Here is a 23,143-nt window from a genome sequence, read left to right on the forward strand (position 1 = left end):
CAGCGGTTCTAGAAAGTCTATCTGGAAACAAGAGTTAATAACGTGGGTGGGTCAGTTTTACTTCGGCGATAACGTCGATAAGTGGATCAAATTTAAACTGGCGTTGACATCTTTAGCTAGAAGGTATGATTTTTCTGGATTTAAACAACAAGCGATTAAGCCACCTAGCAAGTTCAACATGAACCCATGTAAGCTACGATGACGTAGAGCGTAAATTTAATAGCGGTGGTTCAATGACACTAAATGAAACCGAAGCGACCTAGTTTCCTAATTGGCGAGGTTGTATGAAAGCAAAAATTGAAGTTGACCTAAAAGGGCGCAAGAGCGTAGTTGATGCCTGTACCGAGCCTTGTGCGATAGAAAAAGGTATGAGGATTTTGGGTTCAAAATGGAAGGGCTCAATTATCTATCATCTGAAAGATGGTCCAGTGAGATTCAATGACCTTTCAAGAATGTTGGGCGGTGCAAGCAAGAAGATGGCGACCAGCGTTTAAAAGAACTAGAAAGTGAAAAAATGGTAATACATTGTGTGCTCAATGGAAAACCACTGGTAGTCAGTAACGACCTCACCGAGTTTGGGCACAGTGCGTTAACGATTCTTGATGAGTTGAGAAAATGGTCTGAAAGCAACAATGTCCAGCTTAAATAGTGTGAGCAACATCCATCAATTCCCCTCTGTAACGTAACAAGGCAACCAAAACGGTTGCCTTGTTGTCTTTCGAACTGGAGGTTCAGTAGTCTAGCGTGCCACGGATAGGGTAGTGGTTCTCTGGGTTACGAATCCATGCCAAACCTCGGGTCAGTGCACCGAGTTCTGGTCTTACAAATGGGTTATTGGATAGGTCAACCACGTGTAAGTTGCCGTGTTCATTGACGACAAACAACCCCGGCTCTGCAAAGTTATGGTCGGTTTCGGCTTCAGAGCGTGGTAGAGAAATATAAAGCCCTAACGTCTTCATTTGTTGCTCAGTAAGACCATAGGCGATTGGAAAGCTGATATCGAGTTTTTCCAGATGCTGCTCTAATTGCTGTTTTGAATCGCCAGAGACCGCCAAAATATCAACGCCTGAATCACTAAATGCTTGTTTATAGTTCTCAACTTCATTCAGGTATTTAGTGCAGAGTGGGCAATGCTTACCACGATAGACAAACACCGCTTGCCATGTTGCATCACCTTGAGGCTGGCCTAGCTTGACTTTGGTTCCATCCAGCTTTGTTGCCTCTAATGTAGGGAACGTATCACCCGCTTTGAGTTTTTGTGAGTATGTCATCTCGGCTCCTAGGATTGAAGTCACAACTGATTAGAAAAAAGATAGGATACTAAAAAACAAGTTGCAACCAGTATGCTTTTAGTAACCTAGCTTTGTAATCAAATACTTTTTCACTGAGAGAGAAGAAGGGTTTTGCACAATTTAAAGGTGCTTTGAACAAGCTTAACCAAGGCATCTCGGCATTGAATTTGGCATCGCTCTTGGTCATGCGTTCAAGCCGCTTATCCAGTCTACTTGTGATAAATAGTGTGAAACCGTTACATGATTAGAACAAAAGCCAAAACCTACTAGTCTTCATTCGCCTGAGCCATTAAATCAGTTAAGATCAGTTGGTAACCTTCTACTGGATGTCCGCCAGAAACATAATGTTCTCTGTTGAACATCACCGTTGGCACACTAGATACGCCCATTAATTTAGTAACCCACCAGTTAATGGTGGTATGGCCCACCATCACTCCGTGCTCAAGTTGTATCTCTTCAATCTCTCGATATCTGAGCTTGTAAGCGAGATAGTAACGAATAGCTTCAGAGGGAAAATGGCAGCCTTTAAACATTAAAATACAGAGTGTTAGTGAGTTTTGGACGAAATCCAACCTAAATCACCGTTATTTTCGATAGTTCCCTTAAATCGGAATGCCGCTATGGAACTTGAAATCATGGTCTGGCGTGGCGATCAGATCCGCCTCTATGCGGCCAAAATAAGCCACCCGTTCGCTGATGTCTTTCCCTGCGATTTGCTCTGCCAGAATCAAGTAGTCTTGGTAGTGACGGGCTTCTGAACGCAGCAACGAAACATAGAACTTGGCGATGTCTTCATCCATATGTGGTGCAAGCTTCGCAAAGCGCTCACAAGAACGCGCTTCAATATACGCACCGATGATGAGCTTATCGATTAAGGTGTCTGGCTCATGGGTTTTCATGTGCGAGATTAATCCCTTCGCATAGCGACTTGCTGGGATGTTTTTGTATTCTACGCCGCGACTATCCATGATTTCTAATACTTGATAAAAATGGTGCAACTCTTCTTTTATCAGCAATACCATTTTATCAATCAGATCTTGGCTGTATGGTGAATCTGATTTGGCGATGATGGCCTTGGAAATATTGCTCTTACCTTTTAATGTCTCTAGCGATCCTGTTTTACGGTAAGCAAAGTCTTCGTATGGTTTGAACCAATCGAGTAGGGTGTGTGAGCTGGCTTTGTCGACTGCGTACTTACGGATTAAGAACATGGCGGACTGGCCCGCTTTGAGTTCACACAGTAGGTGGTCTAATAAAATGGTTTGAAGGTTTTCAGGCTTCTTTGCTTCCTCAACCCATTCATCTGGGGTGCTGCATTGCAAAAATCGGTTAATTGGAGCAAGAAGATCCTGATAGGCATCGAGATTAATCATTTTTATTTCTGGTACTTTACATTATAAATGGGTTTATCCAACTCAGGTCTTAGATTGAAAGAAAAGTAGGATAGAAAAAAGGCTGCAAAAGCAGCCTTTTCATCGGAAACTAGTGGAGGATATTACCACTTTTTCTTTTCGCCGAAGAGCACATCCATATCATTGTCACGTTCTTTATCGACAATCTGCTGCTTTTCCGCGTTGCTTTTATCTTGGCGTTTTTTGTCTAAATCGCCTAGCAGTTCTTCAAGCTTTTGTTTTGCTTTAATTGAGTAAGCGTCACTCTTGGTGCTTAGCGCATCAATCCCTTTTCGGAGCAATTGCAGAGCCGTACCAGGTTGGCCGCGAGCGATTGAGTCATTAGCCCGCTTAATCACGTTCTCAATGTTGATGCGAATTTGTATGGTTTCTAGGCGTGCATTTTCAGTAACGTAAGTCTGCGTATCAAGGCGACCTTTATTGTGTTCATTACGGATAGTGTCTCGCAAGCGCTTAACCAACTTAAGCATTACGATGGCTTGTTTATCACTACTTGGTAATTTGAAAGTGGTACTTTCACCGCCTTGGTCATTATCCTGAAGTTGCTCAATTTGTTGTTTCATATTGCTCACGCGCTGAACCAATTGTTTATTCCTTGGGTCGAGATCTCGCATGTTTTCTAGCGCGTCTAAAATGCGGTTATTGAGACACAGCAGTAGCTCCTTGCTAAAAGGAATATGGTGGGCGTGACTAATAAGTTCTTCAGTACCGTCAATCAGTGCTACATAGCGAGCGGATTCCTGTCGTTTCGCGGTCTCTACTTTTACCTTGTGCTGCAACATAATATTATAGCCAAGGATCAAAACCAATAGGATGGCTACCAAAGCGATTATTAAACCAATATTCATATCTTTGTGTCTGCTTGTTACTTTACGGCTAGCGTTGAAGAATACATGATTCTTATCATGCTCGGCACCATATTTATTTGATTATTTAGTCTTAAACACGTTTTGTTGCGCAAAGAGCGAAAAAAGGTCACCAGATTGATGCAAACGGATGACCAAAAGGCGCGTATGTGGTTAATGAGCTCGTCCAATAGCATTGAGCTATAAGTTAGAAATTACTGTTCATTTAGTTTCGAAAACGTTATAACTTATCATTATATCGGTGAGTGTTTTGATGTGTGTTGTTGTACACCTAACTTCACGGTAAATATGACGTTTTATCTCGACAACATGAGTAAGGGATTACGATGAAGCTGCAACAACTGAAGTATATCGTTGAGGTTGTAAATCATAACTTGAATGTATCGGCCACGGCAGAAAGTCTTTATACGTCCCAACCAGGGATCAGTAAGCAAGTTCGCTTGCTAGAAGATGAGTTAGGCATTCAAGTTTTTGAGCGAAGTGGCAAGCACTTAACTCAGGTAACGCCTGCAGGTGAAGAGATTATCCGAATCTCTCAAGAGGTCCTGGCACGAGTGGAAAGCATTAAAGCAGTAGCGGGAGAGCATACTCATCCAGAGATGGGGACGCTGAATATTTCTACCACGCATACTCAAGCGCGTTATGCTCTGCCAGATGTGATTAAGGGTTTTACAGCGCGTTACCCGAAAGTGTCTCTGCATATGCATCAAGGTACACCATCACAAATGTCTGAAGCGATTGCAAAGGGCACGGCCAATTTTGCCATTGCGACAGAAGCTCTCCACCTTTATCAAGATGCAATCATGCTGCCTTGTTATCACTGGAATCGTTCCATCGTGGTACCAAAAGATCATCCGTTAGCGAAAAAGGATACGATAACGATTCATGATTTGGCGGGCTATTCGTTAGTGACATATGTCTTCGGTTTTACTGGCCGATCTGAGCTAGATACGGCGTTTAATCGTGAAGGGCTAACACCACGCGTGGTATTCACGGCGACCGATGCTGATGTGATAAAAACATACGTTCGTATGGGTATTGGTGTTGGCGTGATTGCGAGCATGGCGGTCGATGAAGAGCAAGATAGCGATTTGGTTGCAATCGATGCAAGCCACTTGTTCGGTGCAAGTACAACCAGTATTGGCTTCCGCCGAGGCACTTTCCTTCGCTCTTACATGTTCGATTTTATGGAACGTTTTGCGCCGCACCTAACTCGTCCTGTGGTAGAGCAAGCGATCTCGTTAAAGTCCAACTCTGAAATTGAAGAGATGTTTAAAGACATCGAGCTTCCAGTCAGATAACGCTTCATTCATGTATTGATTCCCTCTACAATCCGGTTCTCAGTGTAGGGGGGAACTATGAAAACGCAATTTCAATTCATTAATAACTGCTTAATCGAAAACCAATCGTTATGGCGATTTGAGCCGTTTAAATGTAGTTTGCGTTCATCATTACCTTGGCAAGAAAAGCACCCAGAGCTTTGCCAATGGTTGGACTGTCTTTCCCCTTCTCAAATTGAACAGCTTAAAGCTGAACCAGAACAGGTTTTCGCTGAGATCAGTGCGTTTCTGCCCGGTATCCAGTCGCTTTCTAAATACGCCAATCTTGAAGTGATGTCTTTAAACGGGCTCGAACTTCAGCGGGGGCTAGAGAGTGGGATCCCAGGCCGTAAGTTGGAGCAAATCAGCGCGATGGGTGAGGCGGCGATTCAACACCATCACGGTGAAGAGTGGTTGGAATGGTGCTCCGGTAAAGGCTATTTAGGCCGAATCTTAACAACACAAACTAACCAGCCGGTGACAAGTTTTGAGTTTCAACAAGCGCTCTGTGAATCTGGGCAGCAAGCCGCCGATGAGCAGCAATGGAAGATGACCTTTATTCAAGGTGATGCGTTTGATGCCAAAGCAAAAGCAGTGTTCAAGCCCACCCAACACGCAGTCGCTTTGCATGCCTGTGGTGATCTTCATGTCCGTTTAATGCAATACGGCTGCGAACGCGGTGTGGCAGCAATGACGATTTCACCGTGTTGCTATCATCTGATTCAAGAAGCGCAATACCAGCCGTTATCAGAGCTGGGTAAAGCATCTTCACTTACGCTTTCTAAGCAAGAACTACGTATTCCTTTACAACAAACAGTAACGGGTGGTGAACGCGTGCGTCGTCATCGCCAGCAGGAAATGGTGTTTAGACTTGGTTTTGATTTAATTACTCGTCAATGGCTTGGCTTAGAGGGCTACCAACCAGTGCCGAGTATTCGTAAGTCTCAGTTAAGTGATGGTTTCGAATCTTTATGTCGTTGGGCTGCGAAGCAAAAAGGGATCGAGTTCAATCAAGCAATCGATTTTGAGGAGGTTGAAAAGCTAGCTGAACAACGCTTCTGGCAGATGGAGCGAATGAGTTTGGTTCAGTTAGTGTTTCAACGACCGCTAGAAGTTTGGCTTGCTTTGGACAAAGCACTTTATCTTGAAGAACGTGGTTATCGTGTCAGGTTGGCAGAATTTTGCGCTAAATCGATCACGCCTCGAAATATTTTAATTTCATCTTATAAGGTTTTTGCATAACTAATAGCTAAATGCTCTATATAAAAAACCCATCCTAAGATGGGCTTTTGTAAACAAAACGTGACATTTTATGAGCTATTTTGTCATTAGTTGAACATTGCAATCCCTAGTGCAGGCTCAACGTATTCTAGATCGAAGCTCTCAGCCACTTCTTTACAAGTCACTTTACCGTGGATAACGTTTAAACCTTCCAAGAAGCCTTTGTCGTCAAGGAGGGCTTCACGGTAACCCTTATTCGCTAGCTTCACGATGTAAGGCAGTGTTGCATTATTCAGGGCGAATGTTGAAGTGCGAGCAACCGCACCTGGCATGTTCGCCACACAGTAGTGTACTACTTCGTCAACCACGTAAGTTGGTTCTGCGTGAGTGGTTGCATGTGACGTTTCGAAACAACCACCTTGGTCGATTGCGACGTCAACCACTGCTGCGCCTGGCTTCATTTTCGCGATGTGCGCTTTTGTTACCAGTTTAGGTGCTGCGGCGCCAGGGATAAGGACTGCGCCAATCACGAGATCGGCTTCCAGAACGTGCTTCTCGATCGCGTCTTCAGTAGAATAAACCACTTTAGCTCGGCCTTGGAATTCCTCGTCAAGTTTACGTAGCGTATCAACGTTTCGGTCTAGGATGGTAACATCTGCACGAAGGCCGACTGCCATACGAGCGGCGTTCGCGCCAACGACGCCTCCGCCAATAACAACGACTTTCGCAGGCTCAACACCAGGGACGCCACCTAATAGTAAACCACGGCCACCGTGTGATTTTTCTAATGTTTGCGCGCCAGCTTGGATAGACATCCGACCTGCCACTTCTGACATTGGTGCCAACAGTGGCAAACGACCCATATTATCTGTTACAGTCTCATATGCTATACAGACAGCTTTGCTCTTGATTAGCTCATCAGTTTGTGGAAAATCTGGTGCAAGGTGTAAATAAGTAAATAAAATCTGTCCTTCGCGGAGCATTGCTCTTTCGACAGCTTGAGGTTCTTTTACTTTTACGATCATGTCTGCTTGCGCGAAGACGTCAGCAGCAGTAGGGAGAATGGATGCACCTACAGCGATGTAATCATCGTCTGAAAAACCGATGCCGGCACCAGCATTGGTCTCAACAAAAACTTGGTGACCATGTGAGATAAGTTCTCTCACGCTAGCTGGGATCATGCCCACTCGGTATTCGTGGTTTTTGATTTCCTTTGGTACGCCAATGATCATCCTGTATCCTCTTCATAAAATGGTTGTATTAACTGTTTGTAGGGTGTTATTGTCGAATTAACAACTAGTATAGTTGCATATTTGTAAAATTTGGCACCAAATATTAAAAAGTTGTAGTATATTTATTTGCAAGGAAGTAAAAAGGTGGAATAAAAAATGGCAGACAACTATAAAAAGCCGTCCAAGGAACTAGACCGTATCGACCGCAATATCTTAAATGAGTTGCAGAAAGATGGTCGTATTTCAAATGTTGAGCTTTCTAAGCGTGTAGGACTTTCTCCAACGCCGTGTTTGGAGCGTGTGCGTCGCTTAGAGCGTCAAGGCTATATCACAGGGTACACTGCGCTACTTAACCCGCAGTTTCTTGATGCATCACTATTAGTATTCGTAGAGATTACGCTTAACCGTGGTGCGCCAGATGTATTCGAACAGTTTAATGCGGCTGTTCAAAAACTAGACGACATTCAAGAGTGTCATCTTGTGTCAGGTGATTTCGACTATCTTCTTAAAACCCGTGTATCAGATATGGGGGCTTACCGCCGACTATTAGGTGATACGTTGCTGCGTTTACCAGGTGTTAATGACACACGTACTTACGTAGTAATGGAAGAAGTGAAGCAATCTAACCAGCTTGTGATCAAAACTCGTTAATTTATTGCAAAGAAAGCGGAATATCCTTCCGCTTTCGCTATAGAGTAATTGGGTTTTTCTCTTTGATATGGTTAAATCAATTTACCGAGCGGCTTAGTGCCGCTCGGCATGTTTTTATTTATTCCTAATTCATTTCCATACTCAAGTTGATTTATGTTCAAAGAGAACGAAAAGAAAGTCGAAACCATCATCAAAACAAGTGAAGAGCCTCAGACTTCACGTTTAAATGGCTTCCAACGTTTAAAAGAGTGCTGCTTTATCGTTGGCGTTCTTAGCTCGGTATTGCTTGCCGTCGCACTATTCACTTTTAGCCCAGCCGATCCGTCTTGGTCTCAAACTGCTTGGGGCGGTGAAATTGATAACGCTGGTGGTCTGTTCGGCGCTTGGCTTGCCGACACACTCTTTTTTACCTTCGGTTCACTCGCATACCCATTACCTTTTCTGTTAACCGCAGGGGCTTGGGTCATTTGCCGTAAGCGTGGCGAGGACGAACCTATTGACTTAATGCTGTGGGGCACTCGTCTACTAGGTTTAGTTATCCTTATTCTTACCAGTTGTGGTCTTGCTGATATCAACTTTGACGACATTTGGTACTTCTCGTCTGGTGGCGTTGTTGGTGACGTTCTCACCAGTCTAGCGCTACCTACACTGAATGTGCTGGGTACGACGCTTGTGCTTCTTTTCCTATGGGGAGCAGGTTTTACTTTGTTTACAGGTATCTCTTGGTTGAGCATTGTTGAGTGGTTAGGTGACAGTGCACTGGCTTTAGTTGGTGTGGTTGCAAACAAAGTTCGCGGTACAGAGCAAGAGACACTTGAGCCTCAACTGGACTCATTTGCAGAAGATAAAGTCCCAACTCAGCATGTGGCTGAGCCGTCTGAAGATGAGACTTTGCCACATCTGACGGCGTATGACGTTGAAGAAGAGAAAGACGTGGTTCCGACTCATGAGTACCCAATTTATATGCCTCAAGCGATCGCAGAACAAGTGACACCGCAACCTATCAATGCGGTAACTATCGAGAACGTTGACCCAATGGTCGAACGTACTAAGCAGCTTAATGTTACGATTGAAGAGCTAGAAGCTGCAGCTCAGCAAGCAGATGACTGGGCGGAAGATGGTCAGCCAGTCACTGTGCCTCAAGAGCTCGTCGCTAAACCGGTTGAAATCCCAACACCAGAATTTGTTGCGTCTGCTTTAGCTCAAGATGATAACGCTGTGCAAGCGCAGCAAACTGTTCAGCAAGATCCGGTCTCTCAACCAGAGCCGTTCGCTCAACCAGAATATTCGGAGGTAGGACAGTTTGATAACGAACCGAACTACGCTGAGTACTCGCAATTTGAAGCTGAACAAGCACAGCAGCCTCAAGTTGGTCAAATTTATGCGGAACAACGTCAGCATGAAGAACCTGTGATTGATTCGGATACGCTAGACAATATCATCGAGCAAACTGAACCGAGCCAGCATATTGAGCCAATCATCTCCAATTTTGATGTTGTGGATGAAGAAGATGAGTATGTGGTGCCACAAGTGGTTCAACAACTTCAACCGGCTCAAGTTGAACCTCAGCCTCAATATCAGCATGCGGAATCAATACAGGCTGCTCCTTCATCGCAAGTTACGGCGACATTTGAACCGGCACCGGTGGCGAGTGATACGGAAATAGAAGCAGCGGAAGAAGGCGATCAAGACGCTGTGGCTTTCCAGAATTTGGTCGCTAGCGCACAAGCAAAAGTGGTCGCACAGCAAAACCCATTCTTAGTGCAGCAAGAACATAACTTGCCTGTGCCGACTGAGCCTCTCCCAACGCTGGAGCTTTTGTATCATCCTGAAAAGCGTGAGAATTTCATTGACCGCGAAGCGCTCGAGCAAGTCGCTCGTTTAGTGGAAACTAAGCTAGCAGATTACAAAATTAAAGCCGATGTGGTGGGTATCTATCCCGGACCAGTGATCACTCGATTCGAGCTTGATTTGGCTCCGGGCGTAAAAGTAAGTCGCATTTCTGGTCTGTCTATGGACTTGGCACGTGCGTTGTCTGCCATGGCAGTACGTGTTGTAGAAGTGATTCCCGGTAAACCTTATGTTGGCCTAGAGTTGCCAAACATGAGCCGTCAAACGGTTTACCTGTCAGACGTAATCAGCAGCCCGCAGTTTGAACAAGCGACGTCACCTACGACAGTGGTGCTAGGTCAAGACATCGCAGGTGAAGCGGTGATCGCCGATATTGCTAAAATGCCGCACGTGCTGGTGGCCGGTACAACGGGCTCCGGTAAGTCTGTGGGTGTAAACGTGATGATCTTGAGTATGCTTTATAAGGCATCACCGGAAGATCTCCGTTTTATCATGATTGACCCGAAAATGTTGGAACTTTCGATTTACGAAGGTATTCCTCATCTTCTGGCTGAAGTCGTTACCGACATGAAAGATGCGTCCAATGCTCTACGCTGGTGTGTGGGTGAGATGGAACGTCGTTACAAACTGATGTCGGCACTTGGCGTACGTAACGTGAAAGGCTTCAACGAGAAACTGAAAATGGCAGCAGAAGCGGGTCACCCAATCCATGACCCATTCTGGCAAGAAGGCGACAGCATGGACACTGAGCCCCCGTTGCTAGAAAAACTGCCATACATTGTCGTAGTTGTCGATGAATTTGCTGACCTAATGATGGTCGTGGGTAAGAAGGTTGAAGAACTGATCGCGCGCTTGGCTCAAAAAGCGCGTGCGGCAGGTATTCACCTGATCCTTGCGACGCAGCGCCCATCGGTTGATGTTATTACCGGCTTGATCAAAGCGAACATCCCAACACGTGTGGCATTCACCGTCTCTACTAAGACGGACTCGCGTACTATCCTTGACCAAGGTGGTGCAGAATCGCTATTGGGGATGGGTGATATGCTTTATCTGCCACCGGGTTCAAGTCATACCACACGTGTTCATGGTGCGTTTGCATCAGATGATGATGTTCATGCGGTGGTCAATAACTGGAAAGCACGTGGTAAGCCAAACTATATCGATGAGATCATCAGCGGCGATCAAGGTCCTGAAGCGTTGCTCCCTGGTGAACAGATGGAATCAGACGAAGAAGTGGACCCGCTGTTCGATCAAGTTGTCGAGCATGTGGTGCAGTCTCGTCGTGGTTCGGTATCGGGCGTACAACGTCGATTCAAGATTGGTTACAACCGAGCGGCACGTATTGTCGAGCAGCTTGAAGCGCAAGGTATTGTAAGTGCGCCTGGTCACAATGGTAACCGCGAGGTCTTAGCACCGGCGCCACCAAAAGATTAATGAACTTGTTTTACTCACCTCAGTCCAATTGAGGTGAGTCACTTTAGGTCTTTGACCCATTTGATAGGTATCTGAATGAAAAAACAACTTTCAGCGAAAATGTTCTCAGCACTTGTTTTTAGCTTTTCTCTCTTTACTACTGCATACGCCGCATCTCCAAAAGACGAATTGAGCAAACGCCTTGCGATGAATGAAGGGTTCAAAGCCGATTTTTCACAACAAGTGATCAGCCCAGACGGTGAAACGATAATGGAAGGGGAAGGAACCGTTGAAATTTCTCGTCCGAGCCTGTTCCGTTGGAGTACGACATTTCCGGATGAGAACTTGTTGGTTTCTGATGGTAAAACGCTTTGGTACTACAGTCCTTTCATTGAGCAAGTCAGTATTTATGATCAAGAGCAAGCCACCGAACAAACCCCGTTTGTGCTGTTAACCCGTAATCGTGCAAGTGATTGGGGTAATTATAAAATTTTTCAGAAGGGCGATCAGTTTACGCTTATTCCTACCGCAATCGACTCTACTCAGGGCCAATTCCAGATTAATATTGATATTAAAGGTGTGGTAAAAGGCTTTAATGTGATTGAGCAAGATGGTCAAAAAGGCTTGTTTGAGTTTAACAATGTGAAGCTGGGTAAACCAAAAGCAAACAGATTTACATTCACGATTCCAGAGGGTGTGGAAGTGGATGACCAAAGGAATTAATTGGTAGTGAGCAATTACACATTAGATTTCTCGGGGGACGAAGATTTTCGTCCCCTTGCTGCTCGTATGAGACCGGAAACCATTGATCAGTACATCGGTCAGCAGCATATTTTAGGTCCTGGGAAGCCACTGCGCCGTGCGCTAGAGGCCGGCCATATTCACTCAATGATTCTTTGGGGGCCTCCGGGTACCGGGAAAACGACGTTAGCAGAAGTGGCTGCAAACTATGCCAATGCTGAGGTCGAGCGTGTTTCTGCGGTGACATCGGGGGTGAAAGAGATCCGTGCCGCTATCGAGAAAGCGCGTGAGAATAAAATGGCGGGGCGTCGCACTATCTTGTTTGTGGATGAGGTACATCGCTTCAACAAGTCTCAGCAAGACGCTTTCTTACCGCATATTGAGGACGGTACGGTTACCTTTATTGGCGCGACAACAGAGAACCCATCTTTTGAGTTGAATAACGCATTGCTGTCACGAGCACGTGTGTACAAGTTAACTTCTCTCGACAAAGGTGAAATCTCACTCGCTTTGAATCAAGCGATCAACGACAAAGACCGTGGTCTAGGTAAAACGCCCGCACACTTTGCCGATAATGTATTAGATCGCTTAGCCGAGTTGGTAAACGGTGATGCACGTATGTCACTTAACTACCTTGAGCTACTCTACGATATGGCAGAGGATAACGATCAAGGTGAAAAAGCGATCACTCTCAAGCTGCTTGCAGAAGTAGCAGGGGAGAAGGTTTCTCGCTTCGACAACAAAGGTGATATTTGGTACGACTTAATCTCTGCTGTGCACAAATCGATCCGTGGCTCTAACCCAGATGCGGCACTGTATTGGTCTGCACGCATGATAGCAGCTGGCTGTGACCCGCTTTACATCGCAAGGCGCTTGCTTGCCATCGCATCGGAAGATGTGGGCAATGCAGATCCACGCGCAATGCAAGTGGCGCTATCCGCTTGGGATTGCTTCACTCGCGTTGGCCCAGCAGAGGGTGAACGTGCGATTGCTCAAGCGATTGTCTACCTAGCGTGCGCACCTAAGAGTAATGCGGTGTACGTGGCGTGGAAACAAGCGCTCACTGATGCTCACAATTTACCGGAATATGAAGTACCGCATCACCTGAGAAATGCACCAACGAGCTTGATGAAAGATATGGGCTATGGAGCAGAATATCGTTATGCACATGATGAGCCAGGTGCGTATGCAGCTGGAGAGCAATATCTGCCGCCTGAAATGGGCGATCGTAAGTACTATCAGCCGACAAATCGTGGTCTAGAGACCAAAATTGGCGAAAAGTTGGATTACTTGGCTACTTTAGACGCAAATAGCCTACAAAAGCGCTATGAAAAGTAGGCTTTTTTGGATACATTTATTCGATAGATTTTAAAACGTGTCTGTTCGGAAACGGCGCGTGATTTCACAACAAAAAGCATAGGATTAACAATGCTGGATTCTAAATTACTTCGTACAGAGCTGGATGAAACAGCTGCTAAACTGGCGCGTCGCGGCTTTAAGCTAGACGTAGATACTATTCGTAAACTTGAAGAACAACGTAAGTCCATTCAAGTAGAAGTAGAAAATTTACAATCCACGCGTAACTCCATCTCCAAGCAAATCGGCCAAAAAATGGCGGCTGGCGACAAAGAAGGCGCAGAAGAGATCAAGAAACAAATCGGTACGCTAGGTAGCGATCTTGATGCGAAGAAAGTGGAACTTGAGCAAGTGATGGCTCAACTAGACGATTTCACGCTTTCTGTTCCAAACATTCCAGCGGATGAAGTGCCGGATGGTAAAGATGAGAACGACAACGTAGAAATCTCTCGTTGGGGTGAACCTAAATCTTACGACTTCGAACTGAAAGACCACGTTGACCTAGGCGAAATGGGTGACGGTCTAGACTTCGCAAGCGCAGTTAAGATCACCGGTGCACGTTTCATCGTGATGAAAGGCCAATTCGCGCGTCTACACCGTGCAATCGCTCAATTCATGCTAGATCTTCACACCGAAGAACACGGTTACACAGAAATGTACGTACCTTACCTAGTCAACTCTGACAGCCTATTCGGTACTGGTCAGCTTCCTAAGTTCGGTAAAGACCTTTTCCACACAGAACCTCTAGCGGAAAAAGTAAACGACGAAGAGCCACGTAAACTGTCTCTTATCCCTACGGCAGAAGTGCCAGTAACGAACCTAGTTCGTGACACGATTTCTGACGAAGCGGATCTACCACTTAAGATGACTGCTCACACACCATGTTTCCGTTCAGAAGCTGGTTCTTACGGTCGTGATACTCGTGGCCTGATTCGTATGCACCAATTCGACAAAGTTGAACTAGTACAAATCACTAAGCCAGAAGATTCAATGAACGCGCTAGAAGAGCTAACAGGTCACGCTGAGAAAGTTCTACAACTTCTAGAGCTTCCTTACCGTAAAGTGGTTCTATGTACAGGTGACATGGGCTTCGGCGCACGTAAAACTTACGACCTAGAAGTGTGGGTTCCTGCTCAAGAAACTTACCGCGAAATCTCTTCATGTTCTAACATGTGGGACTTCCAAGCTCGTCGCATGCAAGCGCGTTTCCGTCGTAAAGGCGAGAAGAAACCTGAGCTTGTACACACGCTAAACGGTTCTGGTCTAGCAGTAGGTCGTACCATGGTTGCTATTCTAGAAAACAACCAAGAAGCAGACGGCCGCATTGCAATCCCTACAGTACTTCAGAAGTACATGGGCGGCGCAACGCACATCGGTTAATTCATTAACCACTAAAACACCAAAACCCAGCTTTTTAAGCTGGGTTTTTTGTTATCTCCATGGCGTGAAAGTTCTAACTTTTACCCAGGCGTAATAGTGTTTTTAAATTCGTGTGGATTATCGACTCATCTGTAAGCGATATAATCATCCACCTTACCACGGTAAGTAGATTTTCTCATTCAAGTAACGAGGAGGGCTTATGGCCGTAGGGTGGGCAAATGACGACAGTGTCAGCCAACAAATTCAAAACACAATAGACGACGAAATATCGAGAGTGCGTGGCAATATCACTCATGGTGAAAGCGCACATTATTGCGATGAGTGTGGGAATGAGATTCCTGACGCTCGTCGCATTGCAATGAAAGGTGTTCGTTTGTGTATTGAGTGTCAATCAACACTAGAGTTATTGTCACAACGCCAATCGCTGTTCAATCGGCGTGCGAGTAAAGATAGCCAATTACGTTAATCTTATTTCGCTTTGGCATTGCTCTTGTGAGCACAATGCTTATTAAAAAAAGCGGTTTGAGTGGCATGCCCAAACCGTTCTTGCTTTCTCTTTTACAACAGTGCTTGAATTTACTAAGAACGTGTTAAGCGAAGCAATCTTCACGTTGCAGCGCGCCATCAATCGCCTTAACTAACTTTTCAATATCTTCTGGCTTGCTAATAAATGGCGGCATCATATAAATCAACTTGCCAAATGGACGAATCCACACGCCTTGCTCAACAAACAGAGCTTGGATTATTTCCATATTCACTGGGCGATGAGTTTCAACCACACCAATTGCACCGAGCCAGCGCGTATTCTTAACTAAATCGTATTGTTCTAACTTCGGTAATAACTCAGAAAACAGCATTTCAATTTGTTTTGTTTGGTGTTTCCATTCGCCTTGTTCTATGAGCTCTAAACTTGCTGTCGCTACGGCGCAAGCGAGTGGGTTACCCATAAAGGTTGGACCATGCATGAAGCAACCAGCCTTGCCACCGCAAACGGTATCTGCGACGTGTTTACTTGTTAGGGTAGCAGAGAGGGTCATGTAGCCGCCTGTTAGTGCTTTACCGACACACAGAATGTCTGGTTGAATGTCAGCGTGCTCACAAGCAAACAACAGACCTGTACGGCCAAACCCAGTGGCGATTTCATCAGCAATCAGCAGGAGATTGTATTTATCACAAAGTGTACGCACGCCTTTTAAGAACTCTGGGTGATAGATGCGCATTCCGCCAGCGCCTTGCACGATAGGCTCAAGGATCACCGCTGCGAGCTCTTGATGGTGCTGTGAGATCTTTTGTTCAAAATCGGCCAAGTCTTCCGGCTTCCACTCATCCCAATAACCGCATGTTGGTGACTCTGCAAAAATATGCTCTGGCAAAAAGCCCTTGTAGAGGGAATGCATCGAGTTATCTGGATCGGTGACCGACATCGCAGCAAAGGTATCGCCGTGATAACCGTGTCGCAAAGTCAGAAACTTCGGCCTGCGTTCGCCTTTAGCATGCCAGTATTGCAGCGCCATTTTCAAGCTTACCTCTACCGCAACAGAGCCAGAGTCAGCAAGAAAGACATGCTCAAGATTACTTGGTGAAAGGGCCAATAGCTTCTTACACAAACTGATAGCTGGCTGGTGGGTAATCCCGCCAAACATTACATGCGACACCTGGTCGATTTGCTGGTGCGCGGCTTGATTTAAGTGCGGGTGGTTATAGCCGTGGATCGTCGACCACCAAGAAGACATGCCATCGACAAGCTCTGTTCCATCTTCCAATTTAATGTGTACACCATTTGCTGATGCTACTGGGTAGCAGGTCAGAGGTGTCAGTGTAGAAGTATAAGGATGCCAGATATGCTGGCGGTCGAAGGCGAGGTCCATGTGCAATTCCAATAATGTTTAGTTTAAATTATAAACAGATGTAAACTATGTTGTTTTGTGTTGTGTTGACAGTTTATCGAGACTCAGTAGACTGTCAACACAACAACAAAGCGATTAAAGGAATACACGTGGAAGTTCGTCATAACTGGACACATGCTGAAGTGCGCGACCTCATGGAAAAACCATTCATGGATCTTCTTTTCGAAGCTCAGCTTGTTCACCGTCAATACCAACAAACTAACCATGTTCAGGTCAGCACATTGCTGTCAATTAAGACGGGGGCGTGCCCAGAAGATTGTAAGTACTGTCCTCAAAGTGCTAGATATGCTACGGACATTGAAAAAGAGCGATTGATGGAAGTCGAGCGTGTACTTGATGCCGCACAAAAAGCGAAAAATGCGGGCTCAACGCGATTCTGCATGGGCGCAGCGTGGAAGAACCCGAAAGAGCGCGACATGCCTCATTTGACCGACATGATCAAAGGTGTGAAAGGCATGGGGCTAGAAACGTGTATGACTTTGGGTATGTTGACACCTGAGCAAGCAAAGCTACTGGCGAATGCGGGTTTGGACTACTACAACCATAACCTTGATACCTCTCCTGAGTTTTACGGCAATATCATTACCACACGTACTTACCAAGACCGTTTAGATACCTTGTCTCATGTTCGTGATGCTGGCATGAAGATCTGTTCCGGTGGCATCATTGGCATGGGTGAAAGCGCCAATGACCGTGCGGGTTTGTTGGTTGAATTGGCTAACTTACCAGTACACCCTGAAAGTGTGCCAATCAACATGCTGGTCAAGGTTAAGGGCACACCACTGGAAGAAGTGGACGATGTCGAGCCATTCGATTTTATTCGCTTGATTGCGATTGCGCGAATCATGATGCCTCAATCGGCGGTTCGTTTATCGGCCGGGCGTGAAAACATGAACGAGCAGATGCAAGCGCTGTGCTTTATGGCAGGGGCAAACTCGGTGTTCTACGGTTGCAAATTGTTAACCACACCAAACCCTTCTGAAGACAAAGATATGATGCTGTTTAATAAGCTGGGCATTAATCGTCAAGAAGTGTCGCAGAAACCGGATGAAATCGAAGAAAATGAACTGCTTGATCGCGTGGTAGAGCGTGTTGCAGCTCGTCCGACGAAAGATGACCTTTTCTACGATGCCAGTGTTTAAGTCTCGTATCAAATTAGCCCTAACTCAACGCAAGGAGCAGGGGCTCAATCGCTCAATGAACGTCGTTTTTGCCGGTAACCAATCTATTTTGGAGCACGAAGGTAAGCGTTATATCAACTTCTCAAGTAACGATTATCTGGGTTTGGCCAATGACCAAGCGCTTGTTCGTGCGTGGCAACAAGGCTTGAGCGTATACGGTAGCGGCAGTGGTGCGTCTCCGATGGTCACGGGTTTTAGTGCGGCGCACAGTAATTTAGAAGCTGCGTTGACTGAGTGGTTGGGCTACGAGAGAGCAATCCTATTTGGCTCTGGGTTCAGTGCCAACCAAGCGCTGCTGTTCACCCTGCTAGAAAAATCAGACGTATTAATTCAAGACCGTTTGAACCATGCTTCTTTGATGGAAGCGGGGGCGTTATCCTCAGCCAAAATGAAACGCTTTAAGCACAACGATATCGAACACCTGAAATCGCTTATCAATAGAGAAGATAATCATCTTGTCGTGACGGAAGGGGTGTTCAGTATGGATGGTGACTGTTCACCGCTTAAAGATATTGAGGCGATAACCCGAGCTAATCACGCTTGGTTAGCGGTCGATGATGCCCATGGTATCGGTGTTCTTGGTGAATCTGGTGGGGGGGCCTGTGAGCTTAGCCAAGTTAAACCGGAGTTATTGGTGATCACTTTTGGTAAGGCATTTGGCATGTCTGGTGCCGCTATTTTATGTGATCAAGCCACTGGCGATTACCTCACACAGTTTGCAAAACATCATGTCTACTCGACGGCGATGCCTCCCGCTCAAGCTTATGCACTAACGCATGCGGTTTCTATCGTTCAAGAGCAATCTTGGCGACGTGAAAAACTCGCAGAGCTAAGTGAAGTTTATCGAGATAGTCTCAAAAATCTCGCTGGTTTCGTAGAAACACAAACCTCGATAAAGCCGTTTGTGCTTGGTGGTTCAGAGTTGGCTTTGCGGGTAGCAAGCGATTGTCGTCAAAACGGCATTTGGGTTACGGCAATTCGTCCACCAACCGTACCAAAAGGGACGTCTCGTCTTCGTATTACGCTCACTGCCAATCACACCAATGAGCAAGTTAAAACGCTTTCAATGGCATTGAAGCAAGCATTAGGAGCACAGTAATGGAGTATGCGGAAAACATCGTATTGGATTGTGCTTTTCAAGATAAAGATGCGATTGCTTCATCTTTTGGCAAAGCAGCCAGTACCTACGATAAGCACGCTGCATTTCAGCGAGATGTAGGCCATCGCTTATTGGAGAAGCTGCCACTTGATCTTGCGAATAAGCGTATTTTGGATCTTGGATGTGGTACCGGCTATTTTTCCGAATTACTTCAGCAGCGTGGTGCAGAAGTCGTCTGTGCGGATATCTCTCAAGCTATGTTGCATAAAGCTCATGAGCGGTGTGGCGATAAACGCATGAGTTACGTTTTGGCGGATGCAGAGCATCTTCCTTTTGATGATAGTAGCTTTGATTATGTTTTTTCTAGTTTGGCGCTGCAGTGGTGTTCAGACTTGAGCGACCCATTAAGCGAAATTCGTCGTGTAGTAAAAGCGGGCGGGAAAGGGTGTTTCTCCACCTTGGTTGATGGCTCACTTGATGAATTGCGCCAATCGTGGTCAAAAATTGACACATATCAACACGTGAATCAGTTTATTACCCTCAATCAGGTAAAAGTTGCGTTAGCGCAATCTTGTTGTCACAGCCATCAACTAAACTTGACCTCTATCACAGTTTGGTACGATTCGGCATTTTCTGTCATGCGTGATCTCAAAGGTATTGGTGCAAATCATGTTAGCGGTCGCTCACATGGCCTAACGAGCCGTCGCACTCTATTGCAAGTTGAGCGTGCGTACCAAGCATTCAAAAACGATCACGGTCTTCTACCTGCAAGTTATCAGGTTTGTTTTGGAGTCATACATATATGATTGATGCATTTTTTATTGCTGGTACGGATACGGATGTAGGCAAAACGGTAGCGTCAAAAGCGATTCTGCAAGCATTGGCGGCAAAAGAGCTTAACACCATTGGTTATAAACCAGTGGCATCAGGAAGCGATAAAACAGAGCAAGGGTTACGCAATTCAGATGCACTGCATTTGCAAAAAGCAGCCACGTTAGATATTGCTTACGAAGATGTAAACCCTTACGCCTTAGAGTTGCCAGCGTCTCCGCACATCGCTGCAAAGCATGAAAATGTTGTGATTGAATACCAAGTGCTCAGTGAAAAGCTTGCTCAACACAAAGAACAATCAGACATTGTGTTAGTTGAGGGGGCAGGTGGCTGGCGTGTTCCTGTCTCGGACACAGACAGTTTGTCTACCTGGGTACAACAAGAGCAACTGCCAGTCGTACTTGTTGTGGGCATTAAGCTTGGCTGTCTGAGCCATGCACTGTTGACGGCTGAAATTATAAAAGCAGATGGCCTCAACTTAGTTGGCTGGGTAGCTAACCGAGTAAACCCAGGCACGGAACACTACGCTGAAATCATCGACATGCTTGAAGACCGTTTGGATGCACCTAAGCTAGGTGAAATCCCATACATTCCAAGTGCAAAGCGCCAAGATCTTGGTAAGTATATCAACGTTGAACCTTTGCTTAACGCGTAAGTTTGAGACTCGATTCATCCAAATCAGAAAGCTAAACCAAAAGGGCTGCACTATGCAGCCCTTTTTTCATGTAAAACTTTGTGTCTAAAAACGTGGCTATTTTTCTTGGCTAAGGCCCATTAATGCTTGTTGAGTTTCCGCAACACGATTTGTCATTTGCACATCGGTTGAAATGCCAAGTTGTTGTTTAGCCTCATCTTCTGAGATACCCAGATGACAGCGCAATAAATCAATAGCCATTTGATAGTTGTTAGTTTCTACCATGATTTTTCCCTCAAGACATGGAAGTGTAGAGCTGCGTGAATGTCAGTAAAGCAGGCTCCGTTTCGTTCATCTATCCTGAATCTAGCACGATAGAGCTAACGCACAATAAGACTAAAGTCTAAACTTTGGTTAAGGCGCTGTTTTTAGGCTGATTAAATTTTAAGATTAGTTCATTCTAGAAAACAAATGTTGCAATTTATTGCTTAACCTTGTTTTTATCGCGGATAGACTATATCTATAACGCAACGAAGCTCAAACCCAGTGGATTTGGCTTTTACGACTATAAGCTTCCTTGGAGAAAAGTAATGAAGCGAATTATGTTATTCCTAGCAACTAACCTAGCGGTCGTGCTAGTACTTAGTGTTGTTCTGAATATTGTTTACGCTGTAACTGGAATGCAGCCGGGCAGCTTGTCTGGTCTACTTATCATGGCCGCTGTATTTGGTTTTGGTGGCGCACTAATTTCATTGATGATGTCTAAGGGCATGGCGCTACGTTCCGTCGGTGGAATGGTTATCGAAAGCCCACGAAATGAGACGGAGCATTGGTTACTGGAAACGGTTGGCCGTCAGTCACAGCAAGCGGGTATTGGTATGCCAACTGTTGCAATCTACGATTCGCCAGACATTAACGCATTCGCAACGGGCGCAAAACGTGATGATTCTTTAGTTGCAGTGTCTACCGGTCTTCTACATAACATGACTCGTGATGAAGCAGAAGCGGTACTGGCGCATGAGGTCAGCCATATTGCGAATGGTGATATGGTAACCATGACTCTGATGCAAGGTGTTGTGAACACCTTCGTGATCTTTTTATCTCGCTTTATCGCAAACATTGTTGCATCAAATGATGATGAAGAAGGTCAAGGTACAAACATGATGGTGTACTTTGGTGTGTCTATGGTGCTTGAGTTGGTATTCGGCTTCTTGGCGAGCTTTATTACCATGTGGTACAGCCGTCATCGTGAATTTCACGCAGATGCAGGCGCAGCGAGCCTCGTTGGTAAAGAGAAAATGATCGCGGCTCTAGAGCGTTTGAAAATGAGTCAAGAGTCGAAGCTAGATGGCTCTATGATGGCGTTTGGTATTAATGGTAAGCAATCTCTTACTGAATTACTAATGAGCCACCCACCGCTTGATAAACGTATCACAGCGTTACGCAGCCAACAGTACTAATTATTAATCTTCTGAAAAGGCTTGGTTTTTAACCAAGCTTTTTTTTTGTCTTTTGATCGACAAGACATTTAACAGCGTACAACTTTGCGTTAATCAACCACCTTGTACATATTATATTTTGTACAGCTGTTGAGATGAAAGGGAGTCATGAAATGGATATTCAGTCAGTTGGCAACATTTATCAGAAATTGAGCAAAGCAAATTTGTATTTGCTTGAAGGGGTTTACCACCAGGACGTGGTTTTTGAAGACGCCGCTCATCGATTAGAAGGTTGGCCTGCGTTATCTGATTACTTCCAATCTTTGTATTCCAATGTCATTCGTTGTGATTTTGTTGTTCACGACCACCAACAAGTCGGGGAAACGGGTTTCCTCACATGGACGATGGACTTACAACACCCAAAACTTCAAAAAGGTGCGCCTATTTCGGTGAATGGCGTCTCACACCTTAAATTCTGTGAAGGGCGGGTTATTTACCACCGAGATTATTTCGACTTGGGTGAGATGTTGTATGAAAATTTACCGTTACTTGGAGCGGTGATTAAAACTATTAAACAGAGGTTGGGGCAATGACGAGAACAGTACTGATTACTGGAGCCACATCAGGCATTGGCAAGCAACTTGCTATCGATTATGCCCAGACTGGGTGGCAGGTCATTGCTTGCGGTAGAAATCAATCAGTTCTATCAGAGCTCGAAGCTACATCTCAAAACATTGCTACTCTGAAGTTCGATGTGACGGACTATGAACAAACTCAACTAGCTTTTCGCTCACTGCCGTTTACTCCAGATACTTGGATATTCAACGCAGGTGATTGTGAGTATATGAACGACGGTGTCGTAGATGCGAAACTCATGGCGCGTATCATGAGCGTTAATGTCGTAGGTGTTGCCAACTGTGTTGAGGCGTGCCAGTCGCAGTTCGAACGAGGGCACCGTGTCGTTATGGTGGGCTCCATTGCCTCTGAAGTCGCATTACCAAGAGCAGAAGCCTATGGTGCATCAAAAGCGGCTGTCAGTTATTTCGCGCGTACTCTAGCCGTTGATTTGAAGCCGAAAGGTATCAAAGTTGTCACTGTGTTTCCCGGCTTCGTCGAGACCCCTCTTACTGATAAAAATACGTTTGATATGCCTATGATCGTTTCGGTTAATCGGGCGTCTGACGCTATCCGAAAACAACTGGATGCGGGCAAAAGTCATATTTATTTTCCAGCGAGATTCACCGGCATTTTGCGCTTTATCTCGTTGTTTCCCTATAGCTGGCAAGCTAGGCTCACAGCAAAACTCGTATCATAAGAA

At 45.4% G+C, this 23,143-nt stretch carries 22 protein-coding genes and 2 pseudogenes; 17 read left to right on the top strand and 7 right to left on the bottom strand.

Going from position 1 to position 23,143, the window contains the following annotated elements; translation table 11 throughout:
- Together AK965_RS20550 and AK965_RS15855 are read left to right on the top strand one after the other, a co-directional pair.
- On the top strand, positions 1–202 hold a 202-nt coding region (locus AK965_RS20550), incomplete at its 5' end, for a hypothetical protein (protein ID WP_216360619.1).
- 82 nt (positions 203–284) lie between these two features.
- A pseudogene (locus tag AK965_RS15855) lies at positions 285–649 on the top strand (winged helix-turn-helix transcriptional regulator).
- A gap of 82 nt (positions 650–731) precedes the next feature.
- Here AK965_RS15855 and AK965_RS15860 read toward each other — a convergent pair.
- The 4 genes and pseudogenes from AK965_RS15860 to AK965_RS15875 all read right to left on the bottom strand — a co-directional run bounded on the left by AK965_RS15860 (position 732) and on the right by AK965_RS15875 (position 3,552).
- Positions 732–1,271 carry a redoxin domain-containing protein gene (locus AK965_RS15860; RefSeq protein ID WP_099080521.1) on the bottom strand — a complete coding sequence of 180 codons (540 nt, stop codon included), beginning with the start codon at positions 1,269–1,271 and terminating at the stop codon, positions 732–734.
- 413 nt (positions 1,272–1,684) lie between these two features.
- Positions 1,685–1,825: pseudogene (locus AK965_RS20745) on the bottom strand (IS6 family transposase); the annotation flags it as partial.
- A gap of 69 nt (positions 1,826–1,894) precedes the next feature.
- The gene (locus AK965_RS15870) at positions 1,895–2,665 is read right to left on the bottom strand and encodes a tRNA isopentenyl-2-thiomethyl-A-37 hydroxylase MiaE (protein WP_099080523.1); all 771 of its coding nucleotides are present in this window, start codon (positions 2,663–2,665) and stop codon (positions 1,895–1,897) included.
- A 122-nt stretch (positions 2,666–2,787) separates the two neighbouring features.
- On the bottom strand, positions 2,788–3,552 hold the full coding sequence (locus AK965_RS15875) for a DNA repair protein (RefSeq protein ID WP_099080524.1): 765 nt from the start codon (positions 3,550–3,552) through the stop codon (positions 2,788–2,790).
- A gap of 344 nt (positions 3,553–3,896) precedes the next feature.
- Here AK965_RS15875 and cysB point away from each other — a divergent pair, with 344 nt between their 5' ends.
- Entirely contained in the window at positions 3,897–4,871 is a 975-nt protein-coding gene (cysB, locus tag AK965_RS15880) for an HTH-type transcriptional regulator CysB (RefSeq protein WP_099080525.1), read from the top strand.
- A gap of 57 nt (positions 4,872–4,928) precedes the next feature.
- A complete protein-coding gene (locus tag AK965_RS15885; RefSeq protein ID WP_099080526.1) occupies positions 4,929–6,131 on the top strand; it encodes a methyltransferase in 1,203 nt (400 codons plus the stop codon).
- 86 nt (positions 6,132–6,217) lie between these two features.
- Here the strand turns inward: AK965_RS15885 and ald are convergent, their stop codons facing one another.
- Positions 6,218–7,342, bottom strand: a complete 1,125-nt coding sequence (gene ald, locus AK965_RS15890; RefSeq protein WP_099080527.1) for an alanine dehydrogenase — start codon at positions 7,340–7,342, stop codon at positions 6,218–6,220.
- Positions 7,343–7,498: 156 nt separating this feature from the next.
- Between ald and lrp the strand changes: the two genes are divergently transcribed.
- The 6 genes from lrp (at position 7,499) to AK965_RS15920 (ending at position 15,200) form a co-directional block, all read left to right on the top strand.
- Positions 7,499–7,993, top strand: coding sequence for a leucine-responsive transcriptional regulator Lrp (gene lrp, locus AK965_RS15895; protein WP_099080528.1), 495 nt, complete (start codon positions 7,499–7,501; stop codon positions 7,991–7,993).
- Positions 7,994–8,146: 153 nt separating this feature from the next.
- Positions 8,147–11,278, top strand: coding sequence for a DNA translocase FtsK 4TM domain-containing protein (locus AK965_RS15900; RefSeq protein ID WP_099080529.1), 3,132 nt, complete (start codon positions 8,147–8,149; stop codon positions 11,276–11,278).
- A gap of 75 nt (positions 11,279–11,353) precedes the next feature.
- A complete protein-coding gene (gene lolA, locus AK965_RS15905; RefSeq protein WP_099080530.1) occupies positions 11,354–11,980 on the top strand; it encodes an outer membrane lipoprotein chaperone LolA in 627 nt (208 codons plus the stop codon).
- Positions 11,981–13,336: a replication-associated recombination protein A gene (locus AK965_RS15910; RefSeq protein ID WP_301182230.1), complete on the top strand. Its 1,356-nt coding sequence runs from the start codon at positions 11,981–11,983 to the stop codon at positions 13,334–13,336.
- 90 nt (positions 13,337–13,426) lie between these two features.
- Positions 13,427–14,734, top strand: a complete 1,308-nt coding sequence (gene serS, locus AK965_RS15915) for a serine--tRNA ligase (protein ID WP_099080531.1) — start codon at positions 13,427–13,429, stop codon at positions 14,732–14,734.
- Positions 14,735–14,933: 199 nt separating this feature from the next.
- The gene (locus tag AK965_RS15920) at positions 14,934–15,200 is read left to right on the top strand and encodes a DksA/TraR family C4-type zinc finger protein (protein WP_099080532.1); all 267 of its coding nucleotides are present in this window, start codon (positions 14,934–14,936) and stop codon (positions 15,198–15,200) included.
- 124 nt (positions 15,201–15,324) lie between these two features.
- Here the strand turns inward: AK965_RS15920 and bioA are convergent, their stop codons facing one another.
- Positions 15,325–16,602, bottom strand: coding sequence for an adenosylmethionine--8-amino-7-oxononanoate transaminase (gene bioA / locus AK965_RS15925; RefSeq protein ID WP_099080533.1), 1,278 nt, complete (start codon positions 16,600–16,602; stop codon positions 15,325–15,327).
- Positions 16,603–16,730: 128 nt separating this feature from the next.
- Between bioA and bioB the strand changes: the two genes are divergently transcribed.
- From bioB to bioD, 4 genes are read left to right on the top strand one after another with little or no spacing between them, the layout of a single operon-like run.
- Complete coding sequence (bioB, locus tag AK965_RS15930; protein WP_099080534.1) at positions 16,731–17,783, top strand: biotin synthase BioB; 1,053 nt, start codon at positions 16,731–16,733, stop codon at positions 17,781–17,783.
- A complete protein-coding gene (gene bioF, locus AK965_RS15935; RefSeq protein ID WP_099080535.1) occupies positions 17,770–18,921 on the top strand; it encodes an 8-amino-7-oxononanoate synthase in 1,152 nt (383 codons plus the stop codon). The genes bioB and bioF overlap by 14 nt, the downstream gene beginning before the upstream one ends.
- Entirely contained in the window at positions 18,921–19,727 is an 807-nt protein-coding gene (bioC, locus tag AK965_RS15940) for a malonyl-ACP O-methyltransferase BioC (RefSeq protein WP_099080536.1), read from the top strand. Before bioF ends, bioC begins: the two co-directional genes overlap by 1 nt.
- Positions 19,724–20,407 carry a dethiobiotin synthase gene (bioD, locus tag AK965_RS15945; protein ID WP_172438173.1) on the top strand — a complete coding sequence of 228 codons (684 nt, stop codon included), beginning with the start codon at positions 19,724–19,726 and terminating at the stop codon, positions 20,405–20,407. The genes bioC and bioD overlap by 4 nt, the downstream gene beginning before the upstream one ends.
- A 96-nt stretch (positions 20,408–20,503) precedes the next feature.
- Here bioD and AK965_RS15950 read toward each other — a convergent pair whose 3' ends face one another.
- Positions 20,504–20,671, bottom strand: coding sequence for a hypothetical protein (locus AK965_RS15950; protein WP_099080538.1), 168 nt, complete (start codon positions 20,669–20,671; stop codon positions 20,504–20,506).
- Positions 20,672–20,976: 305 nt separating this feature from the next.
- Here AK965_RS15950 and htpX point away from each other — a divergent pair, with 305 nt between their 5' ends.
- The 3 genes from htpX to AK965_RS15965 all read left to right on the top strand — a co-directional run bounded on the left by htpX (position 20,977) and on the right by AK965_RS15965 (position 23,140).
- Positions 20,977–21,846, top strand: coding sequence for a protease HtpX (gene htpX, locus AK965_RS15955; RefSeq protein WP_099080539.1), 870 nt, complete (start codon positions 20,977–20,979; stop codon positions 21,844–21,846).
- 152 nt (positions 21,847–21,998) lie between these two features.
- On the top strand, positions 21,999–22,418 hold the full coding sequence (locus AK965_RS15960; RefSeq protein WP_099080540.1) for a nuclear transport factor 2 family protein: 420 nt from the start codon (positions 21,999–22,001) through the stop codon (positions 22,416–22,418).
- A complete protein-coding gene (locus AK965_RS15965; protein ID WP_099080541.1) occupies positions 22,415–23,140 on the top strand; it encodes an SDR family oxidoreductase in 726 nt (241 codons plus the stop codon). Before AK965_RS15960 ends, AK965_RS15965 begins: the two co-directional genes overlap by 4 nt.
- The last annotated feature ends 3 nt before the right edge of the window (positions 23,141–23,143 follow it).

The organism is Vibrio sp. PID17_43, from assembly GCF_002608565.1.
Classification (GTDB): domain Bacteria; phylum Pseudomonadota; class Gammaproteobacteria; order Enterobacterales; family Vibrionaceae; genus Vibrio.